Genomic DNA, 15688 nt, shown 5'->3' with positions numbered 1-15688 from the left:
GCGCCACTTCATGCTCGTTCACAGAGCCGGGCTCACGTCCGCCCTTGCTCGCGATTGTTGATGTAAACTTGGGCCTGTCTTTCCGAGAGGGTAAGCCAATCCTCGTAAGCGGCAGGATCAGGCGCAAGGGCTTCGGTCGTCCGCGCCATGGCATTTTTCGCTTCGTGGAAATTGCTGTACCACCCGGCACCCACCGCTGCCGCAATGCCTGCACCAAGTGCCGATGCCTCATTGGAGAGGCTGCGATGGACAGGAAGCCCTGTAGCATCTGAAACCATTTTTCTCCACAGCACACTCGAAGCTCCGCCGCCGATCACGAAAATTCGCTCGGCTACGAGCCCCGTGGCCCTCATCTCCTGCAAGCTCCTTGCAAATTCGAGCGTGATCGCTTCAAGGGATGCGCGATAGAGATGACCCATTCCGTGATCCGGCCCGAAGCCAGTAAAACTCGCCCGCGCATTTTCATCCCAGTAGGGATCCATACAGCCCATCAGATATGGGCACACCGTCAGCCCGTCAGAGCCGACAGGCAGGCGCATGGCTTCCGCCTCTAGTCGTTGAAAAACCGCCACATCCGTGCGTCCGCCAGCGAAATTATCGAGCAGCCAGTTCACGAAAAAAGCACCGCCCCGCTGTACGCTTTCCAGAACAAAGCCGTCGCCAGTGGGAGATACCAGCGTGCGCCAATGTCCGCTCAATTCCGGCGTGGCCGACCAGAGGCCACCCACGACCGCTGTTCCGAGATTAAGATAGACTGTCCCCGGTTCGATCGCGCCTACGCCAAGAGCGGCGCAATGACCATCTCCGCCGGCAGCAAAGATTGGCGTGCCTGGTTTCAGGCCCGTCTGCGCAGCGGCTTCCTGGGAGATAGAGCCGATTCTGGAGGCGGGCGGATTGAGCGGCGGAAGCTTGGCCTCGTCGATCATGAGGTGGCCGAGGATCGTCTTCGACCAGGTTTTACTGACGATATCGAAAATTCCGAACGGATCGGCGCTTGTCCATGTCGCCTGCGGTGTGCCGCTCAGCTGCATCGTCAAGTAGTCATGCACGGACAGAATATAAGCCGCCTTATCGAGCAACTCCGGCTGATTGGCACGCATCCAGCGCAGGCGATAGACGCAAGGAATAACATCGACCGGCTTTCCGGATATGCCGTGCAGAACATCCGCGCCCAATTCGTCAGCAAGGAGGGCGGGCATGTCCCGCGCACGCCGGTCGAGCCAAACCGTGGCGGGCGCCAGCGGACGTCGCTGGTCGTCCAGCAATGCCATTGTCTCGCGCTGATTGGAAATCGCTATGCCATCGATGCGGTCGGGGTCGGTAGCTCCGGCTACAGCTTTCAAGGCAGTGGTCGCTGCGCTCCACCATTCGTCGGGATCCTGTTCTGCGCGGTGGGCGTCAGGCGTTATAAGCGTGTGCGGCGCACGCCCTTCGAAACAAGGCTGACCGTCTTTCGACCAGGCAATGGCCTTCACCGATTGCGTCGATGAATCGATTCCTATGACATAACGTTCCTCCGACTGCATTAAAGCGGCTCCTCTCCGCTGAGTGATCCGCGATACCTCGGTACGAACCGATGTGATGCGGGTGGGTCCATTGAATACCTCCACAGGCAGCGGCCCTTCGCCACTGCTTGTGATTGTCAAACCCCCAACAAGGCCTCTCCCGTGGCCATGTCTGTGACGAAATGCGTCGCGTAACCGCCTTCGAGTGTTGCGGTAATGGCCTCTATCTTGCCGGCCCCACCTGCCACGCAAATCCTATTGGGCGTCTGAATAAGCTCTTCGAGTGCGATTCCGACCATTCGTTCATCGTGCTCGCCGCCTACCGCGCGACCGTGCGCATCGATAAACCGACCGATGATAACCGCGACCGCACCATGTTCGACATATGTGTCGATTTCCCTTTGGCTTGCGATCCCGGACGCTCGCACGGTGCTTTTAGGGCCGACATCGCCGACACCAAACAAAATGCGGTTTGTCGAGTGTATGAGGTCGAACTGCTTTTTCAGGACCGGTTCGTCGAGCAGCATCGCCCTGAGTTCCTTGGTCGATAGAATGGCCGGCGCCAGAAGGTTGACGCAACGCGCGCCGATACGGCTCGACAGAAGCGAGGTGCACAATTCGGGCGAGAAATCCGGCTCGCCCGTCGAGCTTCCCGAGACCTGGACCACGGTGAGATTGGAGATCGGTTCAGGAAGTGAAATCTGATCGGCGACCGAAAGCACGGTGCGCCCCCAAGCCACCCCAATTACATCTCCCGTCGTCACCTGGTCGGCCAGAACACGGGCTCCGGCGTCCCCCAACCGACGCACGAGGTCTCCATTTCCGGTCGAGGGGATGACCAGCGCGCCTTCAAGGCCAAATTTTTCCTTCAATGCACGGGCGATCTTTGTCCGTCCGCTCGCATAGGTGCTGATCCGGATGGAGACAATGCCACGGCTGCGCGCCTCTTGAAGGTAATTGACGACTGTCGCGCGGGAGACGTTGAGCGTTTTGGCGATCTCGCTCTGGGTCATCTCGTCGGCGTAATAGAGCCATGCGGCCCAATTGACGGCATCGTCGAACTCCGTGGGCAGGGTGACGCCTGCGTCCAGCATGTGTTTCCTCAGTGTTTCCTTGTTTCCACCTTATCTGATGACACTGAATGGCAAATGTCAAGGCGGTTTGATTTATGTATTGACAAGTGTCAGTGGCTGGTGTCTTTTGTTTTCATCACAATAAGACTGGACATCAGGAATGGAAACGACAGGGAACCAGGGCGGCGCCGCAAGCGCTCCCCAGGGCGGCTGGACCGCGTTGATTGATGATATCGTCGCCGGGCGCTGGGTGGATCCGGAGACCGGCAAACCAGCAGCTGTGCCTTACGAATCGATCATCATCGCAGATAGCCTTGAGGGACGGGAAGCCGAACTGGTTGCCGGACTAGGGCTAGGTAAGACGTTCACAGTCGTGGCCGATCACGCCACCTGGGATGCGATGGGTGAACGCATCGCCCATGCTCTCCAATCGCTCGGCCCCGTCAAGACCGTTCTTCTCGACCATCCGCATGCCGATATGGCGAATGTGGCTGTGTTGACCGAAAAACTGAAAGGCGCCGAAGGTGTGGTCGCAGTGGGGTCGGGCACGATCAACGATCTGGTGAAATACGTGACCGGCCTCGATGGACGGCGGTATTGTGTATTCGGCACCGCCGCCTCGATGAACGGCTATACCTCGACCACCGCGTCTATAACCCTCGACAACGGTCTCAAAGTGTCGTTGCCATCGCATGCGCCGGCAGGTTTCTTTGTCGACCTTTCTGTCGCCGCTGCGGCGCCCACCTATCTATCGGCTGCCGGCTTCGCCGATTGCCTCGTTCGGTCTGTGGCGCAGGTGGACTGGTGGCTGTCGCATCGCCTCTTCGGGACGGCCTACGATAACGCGCCTTATATCATTCAGCAGGAGGACGAGGCGGAGCTAAACCGGCGCGCCGAGGGGATCAACCGCGGCGATGTCTCCGCAAACGGCTACCTCTACCGCGTTCTGACCATGTGCGGTCTTGGCGTCTCCTTTACCGGCATGTCGAACCATGGCTCCATGGGCGAGCACCAGATCTCCCACTACATCGATTGTTTCGCGGGAGACCGCCATCCGGGGACGCTTCATGGCCAGCAGGTCGGCGTCGGCGTCCTGACCATGGGCCGCTTGCAGCGGCACTACCTGGAAAACGCATCACCGCCGAAAATGAAGGCAACCAGGATTGATCTTCAAGGAATGTCGCGTCGCATGGGCGCAGATATTGCCCAGCAATGCTTCACGGAGATTCAACCCAAGATCTTCGATGAAAAAGAAATCGGCGCTCTCAATGAAAAGATTGCCGATCTTTGGCCGGCGCTGCGGGAGGAGTTGAAAGCCTTCGTCATTCCGGTCGAGGAAATGACGCGGCTGCTCAAGGCAGCAGGTGGTCCCACGACGGCACAGGAACTCGGCGTACCGGTCGAATTTTACCGTGAGGCAGTGGTTCACTGCCGCGAGATGCGCAACCGGTATTCGTTTCTCGATATCGCCGCCGACGAAGGCATTCTCGAAGACTTCTCGCGCGGGGAGGTGTGATCTGATGCGCGCCATCGTCGAAATGCCGTTGGAAGATGCAGGCAGGGTCCATACGCTGTTTGCCGATATAGACGACACGCTGACCACAGACGGACGTCTGCCGGCCTGCGCCTATCAGGCGTTGGAGCGGCTTCTGGATGCCGGCATTGCCGTAGCGCCCATCACCGGCCGGCCCGCTGGCTGGTGCGATATGATTGCGCGGATGTGGCCCGTTTCAGGCGTTGTCGGTGAAAACGGCGCATTCTATTTTTCCTATGATCAATACAGCCGGCGCATGCGCCGCATTTTCGCGATCAGTAGCGATCAGCGCGCCGATGATCGCAAACGGTTGGAAACAGTGCGCGCTCGCATCTTGGCCGAAGTGCCCGGTACCGCCATTTCGGCCGACCAGCTTTATCGCGAGGCCGACCTCGCCATCGACTTTTGTGAAGATGTGCCATCCTTGCCGACCAGCGCGGTGGACCGCATCAAGCAGATATTCGAGGAGGAGGGAGCGGTTGCAAAGGTTTCGTCCATCCACGTCAATGGCTGGTACGGTGCCTATGACAAGCTGACGATGACCCGCCGTTTCGCGGCCGACGTGCTCGGGCTCGATATTGACCGGGATAAGGACAAGGTCGTGTTCGTCGGCGACAGTCCGAACGATGCACCGATGTTCCGTTTCTTCCCCAACGCCTGCGGCGTTGCCAATGTCCTGCAGTTCCAAGGCCGCATCGAGGCCGAACCGACTTACGTAACGGCCGCTGAAGGCGGACAAGGGTTCGTCGAGGTTGCAGACCGTCTTTTGGAAGCGCGCAAGGGGAGAATGGTTGCATGACGATGGCAACGTACGACCTGGCGATCATCGGCGGCGGAATCAACGGCGCGGGTCTGGCGCGCGACGCGGCCGGTCGCGGGCTCCGCGTCTTTCTGTGCGAACAGTCGGATCTTGGCTCCGCCACGTCATCGGCGTCGACCAAGCTTATTCATGGCGGCCTTCGTTACCTCGAACACTATGAATTCGGGCTCGTGCGCCATGCGCTACGCGAGCGGGAGGTTCTGTGGCACATAGCGCCGCATATCATCTGGCCGCTCCGTTTCGTGCTGCCGCATCGCAAGGGGCTGCGGCCGGCGTGGCTGTTGCGGCTCGGATTGTTCATCTACGATCATCTCGGCGGTCGCAAAAAGCTTCCGGGAACCCGGACACTCAAGCTTTCGCGTGATCCCCTCGGCGCACCCCTTCGCGACGTGTCCGCCATCGCGTTCGAATATTCCGATTGCTGGGTACAGGACAACCGCCTCGTCGTCCTCAATGCGCGCGACGCGGAAAAACGGGGCGCCGACATTCGCACGCGCACACGTTGCGTGCAGGCAAGCCGCGAGAACGGGCTGTGGCATGTGACCGTGGAGGATGCTGAAACCGGGCGATGCGAGAAAATTTCTGCCCGGGCGCTTGTCAATGCCGCCGGTCCGTGGGTGGACCAGGTTCTGGCCATCGTTTTGAACCGGAAGACGCAAGCAAAAATCAGGCTCGTCAGGGGCTCTCACATTGTCGTACCGCGCCTGTACGCACACGATCGCTGCTACATTTTCCAGAATCCCGATGGACGTATCGTATTCTCCATCCCGTACGAGGACGACTTCACACTGATCGGCACAACCGATGTCGATCATAAGGATCAACCCGAAAACGTCCGTATTTCGGATGACGAGATCGACTATCTGTGCCAGGCAGCCTCTTCCTATTTTAAGGCCGGGGTGACGCGAGAAGAGGTCGTCTGGACTTATTCCGGCGTTCGGCCACTTTACGACGACGGTGCTGCCAATGCGCAGGAAACCACGCGCGACTATGTGCTGGAAGTCGACAGCGCGGAAGACGAAGCACCGCTTCTGAGTATCTTCGGTGGAAAGATTACAACCTATCGCTGCCTTGCTGAGAATGCGATGCAGAAGTTGGCAGCGCGGTTCCCAGAGTGGGGTGTAAGGGCGCACTGGACGGGCAAGCATGCCTTGCCCGGCGGCGACTTTCCCGCAGGTTCAGCAGAGTTCCTGGCTCAGGATCTTACGCGGGACTATGGATTTCTGGACATACGCGCGGCGCAGCGCCTTGTCAGGCACTATGGTTCCGAGGCGCGCGCCATTCTGGCCGGTTCCCGCACACGGGCTGACCTGGGCCGGTCCTTCGGCGCCGACCTGACGGAGGCGGAGGTCCGTTTCCTGATGACCCGCGAGTATGCGCGCACGGCCGAGGATGTGGTGTTTCGCCGGACAAAAGCCGGCATCCGCATGGGCTTGAACGAGATTACCGAACTGGATGCCTGGATGGCAGAGCAACGCTCCGCGACAAGCATGCACAGTGAGAAAAAAGCAGCGGCACACTGACCGGCCGCAGCTTTGAAGACGCATGCCGGCTTGCGCCGGCGTAGAGAAACAGGATCGAGCAGAGCTGAACCGGCAGAGGAGTGCGGGTTTGGCAACGGTGACGCGCGCTCATGCCGGGCGCAATAGCCGCAGTCCGCTCGCTGGAGGGTACGGAATGTCCGTCGCACAGGTGAAACGCATTGCAATATCGGACTCGCCGATCCCGTGGCTCCTGCCACTGGTTTGCTTGCTCGTGGTATTCACAATCTATCCGCTGATCTACAACGTCTGGCTGAGCTTTCATGAATTCGTGCCGACAAAGCGCGCGTTGAAATTCGTCGGCATGGCGAATTGGGTTCAGCTCTGGAACGACACGCGTTTCTGGAGCGCGCTGGGCGTCACCTTCCTCTATTTCATTGTCGCGCTGGTGTTCGAAATCATCCTCGGCATGGCAATCGCGATGCTGTTGGATGCCGAACTGCCGGGCTTCAGCGTACTGCGAGCCACACTGTCGATGACATTGGTCATCCCCCCCGCCATCGCCGGTATGATGTTCCTGTTGATGGAGGATCCGCAATTCGGCGTGCTCCCCTATCTGCTCAGCACGATGGGTCTGCTCGACAAATCGACTCCAATCCTTGCCACGTCATCCCTTGCTTTGGCCGGCGTGCTTGTCGCTGAAATCTGGCAGTGGACGCCCTTCATGGTGCTGATCTTCATGGCCGGTCTCCGCTCGCTGCCGGCCGAGCCCTATGAAGCAGCGATGATCGATGGCGCCTCGTCCTTCCAGATGTTCCGCCGGCTGACGCTGCCGATGATGTCGAAGGTCATCGCGGTCGCCGTGCTCCTGCGCGGCATCGATCTCTTCCGGGTGTTCGACTATGTCTTCGTCATGACCTCGGGCGGCCCGGGAACGGCCACCTATACCGTCAGCCTTTACGCCTGGCAGCAGACCTTCTCGTTCCTGAAATGGGGGTATGGCGCAACGCTGAGCCTCGTCAGCCTGGCAATGGTGATGATCATGGCCAACGTCTTCATCAAAGTCTTCAAGGTGAGGTGGTAACATGCACCAGAGCGCTGGCACACGAACACTTCGCACGATCGCCGGCTGGCTCGTCGTGGGAGCCTTCTTCTTCCCGATCTACTTCTGGACGTCGGTTGCTTTCCGCAACGCCAAGGACATCTTCAACTGGCCGCCGAAATTTTTCGTCTTCGAACCGACGGTCAAGAATTTCGAGCAGGTATTCGGCATTTCGCTCGGCTTCGGTTTCGGGACGCAGGAAACGGTCAATCCCGGTGGCGGCAATTTCTACATGGCGCCCCGGCTTTGGGATTCGATCGTCGTCGCCTCGATGTCGACGGTGCTCGCCATCATCGTCGCGACGCTCGCCTCCTATTCGTTGTCACGGATGAATTTTCGGGGCCGGCACGAGTTCGTCAACTGGGTGTTGTCGACCCGCATGATGCCGCCGGTCGCCGTCGCCATCCCGATGTTCTTCATCTTCAAGCAGTTCAGCCTGCTCGACACCTATATCGGCGTCATCCTGATCCACGGCCTGATGAACCTGCCGCTGGCGGTGCTGCTCTTGAAGAGTTTCTTCGACGATATCCCGGCCGAGATCGACGAAAGCGCGCTGCTTGACGGCGCGTCGCGCTGGACGATCTTCCGGCGCATCGTCCTGCCGATGGCCAAGGGCGGCATCGCCGCGACCGCGGTTCTCTGCTTCATCTTCAGCTGGACGGAATTCCTGTTCGTACTGACGCTGACGCAGACCGGCCTAAAGACCGTACCGGTGGTGTCGTCGACCTTCGTGACATCGATTGGAACGGCCTGGGGCAACATGGCGGCGCTGGGTGCAGCGGCCATCGTACCGGCCTTTATCGTGATCCTGCTGGTCCAGCGCCATCTGGTGCGTGGCCTGACGATGGGGTCGCTGAAACAGTAATTCGGCGCGGAGGCGTTTGAATATCCGGCCGGCAATTCTGTCGTCCGTTTAAAAGTGGAGGAGAAGAGGATGAAGGACAGTATTAGAAAGATGCATCTCGCATCGATCACCGATAGGTTCGTCAAGGGCCAGATGGCCCGCCGCGACTTCCTAATGGCCGCCGGCAAGCTGGGCCTGGGTGCAGGCGCACTCGGCATGGGTTTGGGTCGCCGGCCGTTTGGCGGGTTCTCGCAGGCCAATGCACAGGAAGCACTGCAGCCGTCGCCGGAAGTGATCAAGTGGCTGCAGGACGTCGGCAAGCCGTTTGCCGGCACCACGCTCAAACTCGCCACGGAATCGACACCCCCGTCAAACGCCATCAACTCGCAGCTGAAGAAATATTTCGAGGAAGCCACCGGCATCAAGGTCGAGATCGAGGTTCTGCCGCTGGAGCAAGTTCTGCAGAAGCTGACACTCGACGTGGCCTCATCGCTCGGCACCTATGACCTCTATTATATTGACCAGAGCTGGGCGGCATCCTTCAGCAAGGACGTCTTCGATCCACGCGAGCAGATCGAGGCCAAGGCCGACCTGGCGATGCCGAACTACAATATCGATGACTTCCTGCCGGCACTGGTTGACGGTATCGCCAAGTATGAGGACCGCTGGGTCGGCGTTCCCTACGACATCCCGATCTTCATCATGATCTATCGCAAGGATATCTACGAGAAGCTCGGCCTCAAGGCACCGGCGACACTCGAGGAACTGTACACCAATTCCAAGACCATTACCGACGAGATGGGCCCGAACGTCTACGGCACCAGCGGCCAGATGAAATCCGGTCATTACAGCCTGGAATGCGACTGGACCGCATGGCTCTGGGGTCACGGTGGCTCGATCTTCGGACCGGACGGCAAGTTCACCGGTAACGACGAAAAGGGCGTTGCGGCGCTGGAATACTGGACGAAGCTCAAGGCAACCATGCCTCCAGGCGTCGATGGCTGGACCTGGGATGGTCAGGGCCAGTCGGTGGCACAGGGTGTTGCCGCGTCGATGCTGTCTTGGGGCGAATTCTTTCCCTATTTCGACGATCCGACCCAGACCAAGGTTTCGGGCCTTTGCGAAGTTGCAGTGCCGCCGCAGCCGATTGCCCTTCGCACCGTCAAGGAAACCGGTTACGGCGAAATCCCAGGCGTCGGTCACCAGGGCGGGTCGTCTCTTGCCGTGTCGAAATACTCAAAGAGCCCGGATGCAGCCTGGCTGTTCATGCAGTGGGCGACTTGCGCCGATACACAGGCCCTCATCACCACGCTTGGTGGCGGTACGGGTCCGACCCGCACCAGCGTCTATGACGATCCGCGCGTTCTCGCCAATGCTCGCGTCGGTGCCGGCACCACCCGTCACTTGCCGATCGTGCGCGAGACGATTGCGAAATACATGGGCTCCGAACCGGACCTGCCAGAATGGGCACAGCTGTCGAGCGACACGATCCCCGTTGGGCTGGGCAAGTATTTCGCCGGCAGCTACGGCTCGCCAAAGGAAGCCCTCGACGACATCGCTGCCCAGGTTGGCACCGTGATGAAGGGTTGATTGGACGGGCGGCGGTTTTCCGCCGTCTGCCAAACAAACGGTTCCTGGGGTTGCGATGCCATCTTGCCCTCTTCCAGTGGCATTCGCATCCCGGGGATCGACAAAAACAAAACCGGGAGGCTGAAACATGGCGGACAAGCCGCTGATTGCAATTACAGGTGCGAGCTCCGGCATCGGCGAGGCGACGGCGCGGGCCTTTTCGGCCGCCGGCCACCCGGTGCTGCTGATGGCACGCCGTCTCGATCGCCTGGAGGCACTGAGGCTGCCGAACGCCGTGCTGAAACAAGTCGATGTCCGTGACCGCGCCGCACTGACCGCAGCCGTCGTCGACGCCGAAAGTCAATTTGGCCCGGTGGACATGATGTTCGCCAATGCCGGCATCGCCCGTCTCGGCGACATCGCCAAGCAGCCGCCGGAAGAATGGGACGAGATGATCGACATCAATACCAAGGGCGTAATGAATTCCGTCCATGCGGTGATGAACGGCATGATCGCTCGCCGCCACGGCACGCTGATGATGATGAGTTCGATCGCCGGCCGCAAGGTCTATCCGGATCACACCGTCTACTGCGGCACCAAATATTTCGTCCATGCGGTCTCGGAAAGCTTCCGCGAGTATCTGGCACCGCACGATGTGCGCGTCATCGTTCTGTCGCCTGGCATCATCGACACCGAGGTGCTCGACCATGTGAAGGACGAGACTACGCTCGCCAATTACAAGGCCAACAAGGAGGCGATCGGCGGCGGCATTTCCGCCGATATCGTCGCCGAGTTGATCCTCAATGCCTACAATCTGCCTCAAAAGGCGATCGTGCAGGAAATCGTCATCACCCCGACCCGGCAGAAATACTGACCGGCACGCGACCGTCAGCAATACTAGAAGACGAGTGGAGCAGAAATTTATGGCAACCGTGGAATACAAGAGCATCGGCAAGTCGTTTGGTGCCTTCAACATCATGCGGGATATCTCGTTCCTGATCGAGGATCACCAGTTCGTCGTGCTGCTCGGGCCTTCGGGTTGCGGCAAGACCACCTTGCTGCGCATGACAGCCGGGCTCGAAACCGTCAGCGAAGGTGATCTTTTCATCGGCGGCAAACGGGTGAACGATATGCATCCGCGCGACCGTGATATTGCCATGGTGTTTCAGAACTATGCGCTCTACCCGACAATGAAGGTCTACGAAAACATTGCCTTCAGTCTCGAAGTGGCAAAGCAGCCACCGGCCGAAATCAAGCGGCGGGTCGAGCATGCCGCCGAAATCCTCAATCTGACGCCGTATCTCCAGCGCTATCCGAAAGAACTTTCCGGCGGCCAGCGCCAGCGGGTCGCCATGGGCCGCGCCATGGTGCGCGAGGCGGCGGTCTTCCTGTTCGACGAGCCGCTCTCCAATCTCGATGCCAAGCTCCGTGCGCACATGCGCACCGAAATCCGGCAGTTGCACAATCGTCTCAAGACGACAACGATCTATGTGACCCACGACCAGATCGAGGCGATGACGATGGCCGACAAGATCGTCGTCATGCGAGCCGGGAAGATCGTGCAGATGGGCACGCCCGACGATGTCTATGATAGACCCGCAAGCAAATATGTCGCCGATTTCATCGGTTCATCGGCGATCAATTTCCTGACGGGCACGATTGTCGCGGACCAGGGAGCGCCAGCTGCGGAGACCAAGGCCGGCCTTATCCGGCTCGAGCCGTCCCTCAAACTATCTGCAGGCCAGCGGGTGATCTGCGGCGTCCGCCCGACAGATGTCACGGTCGATCCGCAGGGATCCATTGTAGCCCGGTCGCTGCTAATCGAGCGCATGGGGCATGAAGCTCAGCTCTGCTGCGAGGGGCCGGAAGGTCAGTTCCTAGCGATCGTCGACAAGTCTGCGCATTTTGACGAGCGGATGGATGTCCGTTTCTCGATTGCGCCCGAAAAGGTCCACGTCTTCGACGCCGCAACGGAAAACCGGGTCTGACACATACGCATCTAGATATCTAACGTTTGTAACCCGGTTCGCCAACAACTCGGGAAGAGAGGTGATAGTCATGAAATCGAGATGGAACGACAGCGAGTTTACATCCGTGGTCGAGGCTTATGTCGGAAAGGGCATCAACCGCGATCTAGCGATCCGAACCTATACAACGCGACTGCTCGGACAGGATCCGGAACTAGTGCTGCACGGCGGCGGTAATACATCGGTCAAGACGGCATGGACTGATCGGGACGGCACCTCGGTTGATGTGCTTTGTGTCAAGGGCAGCGGTTGGGACATGGGCACTATAGAGCCACAGGGCTTGCCGGCCGTGCGGTTGGACCCGCTGAAAGCGATGGTCGGTTTCGATGAGCTGAGCGATGATGAGATGGTGATGCTGCAGCGGCGGCTGCTGATGGATCCGAACGCGCCTAACCCTTCGGTCGAAGCCATCCTGCACGCCCTGTTGCCATTCCGGCATATCGACCACACCCATGCCAACGCGATAGTCTCTCTGACAAACCAGCCGCATGGCGAAGACCTTATCCGAGAACTGTTCCCTGATACGATCGTCGTGCCCTATGTGATGCCTGGCTTCCTTCTCGCGAAGGCTTGTGATGCAGCCTTCCGCGCCAATCCCAAAGGCGACGGCATGGTTCTCCTGAAACACGGAATTTTCACTTGGTCTGACGATCCGCGCGCGGCCTATGAGGACATGATCGCTAAGATCGACCGCGCGCAACACAGGCTGGCGAAAGGTCGGGCAAAGCCGTTTACTTCCGCCAAAGTGCCAAAATCGCTCGCCAGTGTGGCGGAAATCGCACCGATCTTGCGCGGCGCCATCGCCATCGATACCGGCTTAGAGGGCGCACCGAAACGTTTGATACTGGAACACCGCTGCACAGAGAGCGTGCTCGACTTCTGCAATGCGGAAAATGTGGAGAGCCTGGTCAGGCGCGGCAATGCGACGCCGGAGCATGTCATCCATATCAAGCGCCACGGTGTTGCGCTGCCGGCACCGGTGGCAGGCGAACTCGATACCTGGAAGGACATGGCCCAGGTCGCCGTTGATGCTTATCAGGCGGACTACCGGGCTTATTTCGAACGCAACAATGGTCGCGTCGGCGGCGGAAAAACGATGCTCGATCCTATGCCGCGTGTCTTTTACGTTGCGGGTGTTGGATTGTTCGCCGCGGGCGCCACGCGCAAGAACGCACTCGTCGGTGCAGATGTGGCAGAAGCAACGGTCGATGTTATCACCAAGGCGGAGGGCATCGAATCCTTTGAAGCGCTCTCCGAGGCTGACCTATTCGATATTGAATACTGGTCACTCGAACAGGTCAAGCTGACCAAGCAGGTGGAAAAGCCCCTGACCCGGCAGATAGCAGTCGTGACAGGTGCCGCCGGCGGACTAGGCCTTGCCATCGCCGAAGCACTTCGCTCCGAGGGCGCCGAGGTTGCGCTGATCGACATTGCACAGGACGCCGTAACTCACCAGGCAAAGCGGCTAGGAGGGTTCGGCGTCGCCTGCGACGTGACCGACCCGGCCGCAGTGGATGCCGCCATTGCCAAGGTGGCGAGCCATTTCGGCGGGGTGGACATCCTGATCTCCAACGCAGGAGCAGCCTTTCAGGGCTCGCTGATCGACGTGCCAGAGGAGACGTTCAGGAAGGCGTTCGAATTGAATTTCTGGAGCCATCATTACATGGCCCGAGCCGCCGTGCGTGTGATGGAGAAGCAGAAGACCGGCGGCGCCATCGTCTTCAATGTTTCCAAGCAGGCTGTCAATCCAGGTGCGGATTTCGGCCCCTACGGCACCTCCAAGGCCGCGCTGATGGCGCTGATGCGCCAATATGCAGTCGAGCACGGCGCATCTGGCATCACATCCAATGCCGTCAATGCTGACCGGATCCGCACGGGTCTAATGACGGACGAGATGGTCACTGAAAGAAGCCGCGCGCGCGGCCTGACACCCGAAGCCTATATGCGCGGCAACCTTGTTGGCCGCGAGGTAACGGGTGCCGATGTGGCAGCCGCCTTCGTGCATCTCGCTAAGGCGCGCTCAAGCACCGGCGCGGTTATCACGGTCGATGGCGGCAATGTCGCTGCTATGATGCGGTAGCGGGTCGGCTTTCCGTTTCGAACCACACCAAGAGGAGGATTACCGTGGCAAAAATCGTTGTACTCGGTGCGGGTGTCATGGGCACCGCGCTTTGCGTACCCGCTGCAGACAACGGCCACAAGGTGCTGCTCGTCGGCACGCCGCTCGATCAGGACATCGTCGTTACCATGCGGCGTCCGGGCGGGATCCATCCCAAACTCGACGCTGCCCCGCCCGCCGGCGTCGAGGCGATCCGCTTCGACGAACTGCGATCGGAGCACCTCGCGAACGCGGATATCATTGTTGTCGGAGTGAGTAGCCCAGGCATTGGCTGGGTGACCGACATTCTTAACCGGGTCATGACGGAGGCGTGTCCCATAGCCTTTGTGACAAAAGGACTTGAGTCTGCGGGTTCCGCCGTATCGACCTATGCCCAAACGCTTCCCTCCCGTATTCCGCTGATGAGCGCTTTCATCGGGATCGGCGGACCGTGTATCGCCCGCGAACTCGCCAACCGTCTGCCGACGGCATGCATCTACGCCTGTGAGGATATTTCGGTCGCCGAACAGCTCGCCGCGATCATGCAAACGGACTATTACCGTCTGTCGGTGACGACGGACGTCACGGGCGTCGAAGCTTGTGCCGCGCTCAAGAATTTCTACGCGATCGGCGTGAGCGCCATGCAGACGCGGTATCCCGATCAAAGACGTGCGGACGGCCAATCTAAGAATCCGACGGCTGCAGTCTTCACCCAGGCAACTTTGGAAATGGCCAGACTATGCGAGAGGCTGGGCGGGCAAACCACAACGGCATTCGGGCTGGCCGGATTGGGCGATCTGCATGTCACTGTTGGCGGAGGGCGTAACAGCCGCCTAGGCCAAGGATTGGGAACTGGCCGCACAGTCGTTGAAATGTTGTCGAGCGAACTGTTTGGCGAAACGGTCGAAGGTGTGGATACAGCGCGGGTTCTGGCGAATATGGCGCTTGAGAAGCAACATACCGATGAAGGTCCGCTCGCTTATTTCCCTCTGGCGTCTGCCATCATGGACGCCGTTCTTCAGCAGAAACGCTTCTCGTTGGATTTTTCAAACCTCATTGTCCAGTAAACCGGGTCGTTGATTTCCAGTGAAATCTGCGGCTTTTCGCAGAGAGCCCGCTTGCCGGCTCTTATGCAGGACAGCGACAAGGGCGCGTGCGTGAAATCGGGGCTTGCGATGATAACTGCGTCCACGTCCAGACGAGCGGACACCCGGTCGGGTCTGAGTCGACGTCGTGAGCGCCGTAGGCGTCCGCCACCTTGCGGGCGCGATCTGCATCCATGTCGCAAACGACCTAGAGGCTCGCCCCCGGCAGATCCGCTGCTGCATCGGCAGAACCACGAGCGATGTATGCAAGCATTCATCGACGAGAAACTTCACGTAGCCGTGCCGAGGGCTTTTCGGTGCCGGCCTTTCCGAGAGGCAATCGCTTCACCGACTTCACTTTCAGTCCCTGCTCCGACAATTTTCGTGGCCGCCCACGGGCAGGATGAGCCGCTGCCCAGATTTCGGCCAGGTCCACCATGCGCGCAGTGAGAGCCGGATAGCCCTCGACGATCTCCTCCGTGGGAGCGCCTTGCGACCGGTATGGCGGGCCGACGATTAAAGAGCGCTCGCGCTTTGCTGCGGAGATTGT

12 protein-coding genes and 2 pseudogenes are annotated in these 15688 nt (G+C 59.6%); 10 read left to right on the top strand and 4 right to left on the bottom strand.

Annotation, left to right across the window (positions count from 1 at the left end; genetic code table 11):
• Window positions 1–32: 32 nt before the first annotated feature.
• Both MOV76_RS02270 and MOV76_RS02265 read right to left on the bottom strand, forming a co-directional pair.
• Window positions 33–1526, bottom strand: coding sequence for an FGGY-family carbohydrate kinase (locus MOV76_RS02270; protein WP_247263691.1), 1494 nt, complete (start codon window positions 1524–1526; stop codon window positions 33–35).
• 116 nt (window positions 1527–1642) lie between these two features.
• A complete protein-coding gene (locus tag MOV76_RS02265) occupies window positions 1643–2599 on the bottom strand; it encodes a sugar-binding transcriptional regulator (RefSeq protein ID WP_210068881.1) in 957 nt (318 codons plus the stop codon).
• A 139-nt stretch (window positions 2600–2738) separates the two neighbouring features.
• Here MOV76_RS02265 and MOV76_RS02260 point away from each other — a divergent pair, with 139 nt between their 5' ends.
• The 10 genes from MOV76_RS02260 (at window position 2739) to MOV76_RS02215 (ending at window position 15120) form a co-directional block, all read left to right on the top strand.
• The gene (locus MOV76_RS02260; RefSeq protein ID WP_131598646.1) at window positions 2739–4094 is read left to right on the top strand and encodes a sn-glycerol-1-phosphate dehydrogenase; all 1356 of its coding nucleotides are present in this window, start codon (window positions 2739–2741) and stop codon (window positions 4092–4094) included.
• 4 nt (window positions 4095–4098) lie between these two features.
• Window positions 4099–4911 (top strand): HAD-IIB family hydrolase, encoded by an 813-nt coding sequence (locus tag MOV76_RS02255; RefSeq protein ID WP_247263690.1) that lies wholly within the window; start codon window positions 4099–4101, stop codon window positions 4909–4911.
• Window positions 4908–6455, top strand: a complete 1548-nt coding sequence (gene glpD / locus MOV76_RS02250; RefSeq protein WP_247263689.1) for a glycerol-3-phosphate dehydrogenase — start codon at window positions 4908–4910, stop codon at window positions 6453–6455. The genes MOV76_RS02255 and glpD overlap by 4 nt, the downstream gene beginning before the upstream one ends.
• Window positions 6456–6609: 154 nt before the next feature.
• Window positions 6610–7497, top strand: a complete 888-nt coding sequence (locus MOV76_RS02245; RefSeq protein WP_027686776.1) for a carbohydrate ABC transporter permease — start codon at window positions 6610–6612, stop codon at window positions 7495–7497.
• A 1-nt stretch (window position 7498) separates the two neighbouring features.
• The gene (locus MOV76_RS02240; protein WP_027686775.1) at window positions 7499–8380 is read left to right on the top strand and encodes a carbohydrate ABC transporter permease; all 882 of its coding nucleotides are present in this window, start codon (window positions 7499–7501) and stop codon (window positions 8378–8380) included.
• A gap of 69 nt (window positions 8381–8449) precedes the next feature.
• Window positions 8450–9949: an ABC transporter substrate-binding protein gene (locus MOV76_RS02235; protein WP_065275909.1), complete on the top strand. Its 1500-nt coding sequence runs from the start codon at window positions 8450–8452 to the stop codon at window positions 9947–9949.
• 127 nt (window positions 9950–10076) lie between these two features.
• Window positions 10077–10802, top strand: a complete 726-nt coding sequence (locus MOV76_RS02230; RefSeq protein WP_065275910.1) for an SDR family oxidoreductase — start codon at window positions 10077–10079, stop codon at window positions 10800–10802.
• A gap of 49 nt (window positions 10803–10851) precedes the next feature.
• Complete coding sequence (locus MOV76_RS02225; RefSeq protein ID WP_247263688.1) at window positions 10852–11916, top strand: ABC transporter ATP-binding protein; 1065 nt, start codon at window positions 10852–10854, stop codon at window positions 11914–11916.
• A gap of 70 nt (window positions 11917–11986) precedes the next feature.
• Window positions 11987–14035, top strand: a complete 2049-nt coding sequence (locus MOV76_RS02220; RefSeq protein ID WP_130729697.1) for a bifunctional aldolase/short-chain dehydrogenase — start codon at window positions 11987–11989, stop codon at window positions 14033–14035.
• Between the two features lie 44 nt (window positions 14036–14079).
• Complete coding sequence (locus tag MOV76_RS02215) at window positions 14080–15120, top strand: hypothetical protein (RefSeq protein ID WP_018245328.1); 1041 nt, start codon at window positions 14080–14082, stop codon at window positions 15118–15120.
• Window positions 15121–15149: 29 nt separating this feature from the next.
• On the opposite strand, the pseudogene MOV76_RS02210 reads toward MOV76_RS02215, so the two are convergent.
• Together MOV76_RS02210 and MOV76_RS02205 are read right to left on the bottom strand one after the other, a co-directional pair.
• A pseudogene (locus MOV76_RS02210) lies at window positions 15150–15334 on the bottom strand (Gfo/Idh/MocA family oxidoreductase); the annotation flags it as partial.
• Window positions 15335–15412: 78 nt separating this feature from the next.
• A pseudogene (locus MOV76_RS02205) lies at window positions 15413–15631 on the bottom strand (hypothetical protein); the annotation flags it as partial.
• Window positions 15632–15688: the final 57 nt, after the last annotated feature.

The organism is Rhizobium sp. PRIMUS64 (assembly GCF_023006465.1).
Taxonomy (GTDB): Bacteria; Pseudomonadota; Alphaproteobacteria; order Rhizobiales; family Rhizobiaceae; genus Rhizobium; species Rhizobium leguminosarum.
This window is presented reverse-complemented; position numbering and strand designations above follow the sequence as displayed.

Coding starts and splice junctions, on each gene's coding strand:
- MOV76_RS02265 (WP_210068881.1), bottom strand. CDS start 2,599: ATGCTGGACGCAGGCGTCACCCTGCCCACGGAGTTCGACGATGCCGTC.
- MOV76_RS02225 (WP_247263688.1), top strand. CDS start 10,852: ATGGCAACCGTGGAATACAAGAGCATCGGCAAGTCGTTTGGTGCCTTC.
- glpD (WP_247263689.1), top strand. CDS start 4,908: ATGACGATGGCAACGTACGACCTGGCGATCATCGGCGGCGGAATCAAC.
- MOV76_RS02255 (WP_247263690.1), top strand. CDS start 4,099: ATGCGCGCCATCGTCGAAATGCCGTTGGAAGATGCAGGCAGGGTCCAT.
- MOV76_RS02260 (WP_131598646.1), top strand. CDS start 2,739: ATGGAAACGACAGGGAACCAGGGCGGCGCCGCAAGCGCTCCCCAGGGC.
- MOV76_RS02240 (WP_027686775.1), top strand. CDS start 7,499: ATGCACCAGAGCGCTGGCACACGAACACTTCGCACGATCGCCGGCTGG.
- MOV76_RS02245 (WP_027686776.1), top strand. CDS start 6,610: ATGTCCGTCGCACAGGTGAAACGCATTGCAATATCGGACTCGCCGATC.
- MOV76_RS02270 (WP_247263691.1), bottom strand. CDS start 1,526: ATGCAGTCGGAGGAACGTTATGTCATAGGAATCGATTCATCGACGCAA.
- MOV76_RS02230 (WP_065275910.1), top strand. CDS start 10,077: ATGGCGGACAAGCCGCTGATTGCAATTACAGGTGCGAGCTCCGGCATC.
- MOV76_RS02220 (WP_130729697.1), top strand. CDS start 11,987: ATGAAATCGAGATGGAACGACAGCGAGTTTACATCCGTGGTCGAGGCT.
- MOV76_RS02235 (WP_065275909.1), top strand. CDS start 8,450: ATGAAGGACAGTATTAGAAAGATGCATCTCGCATCGATCACCGATAGG.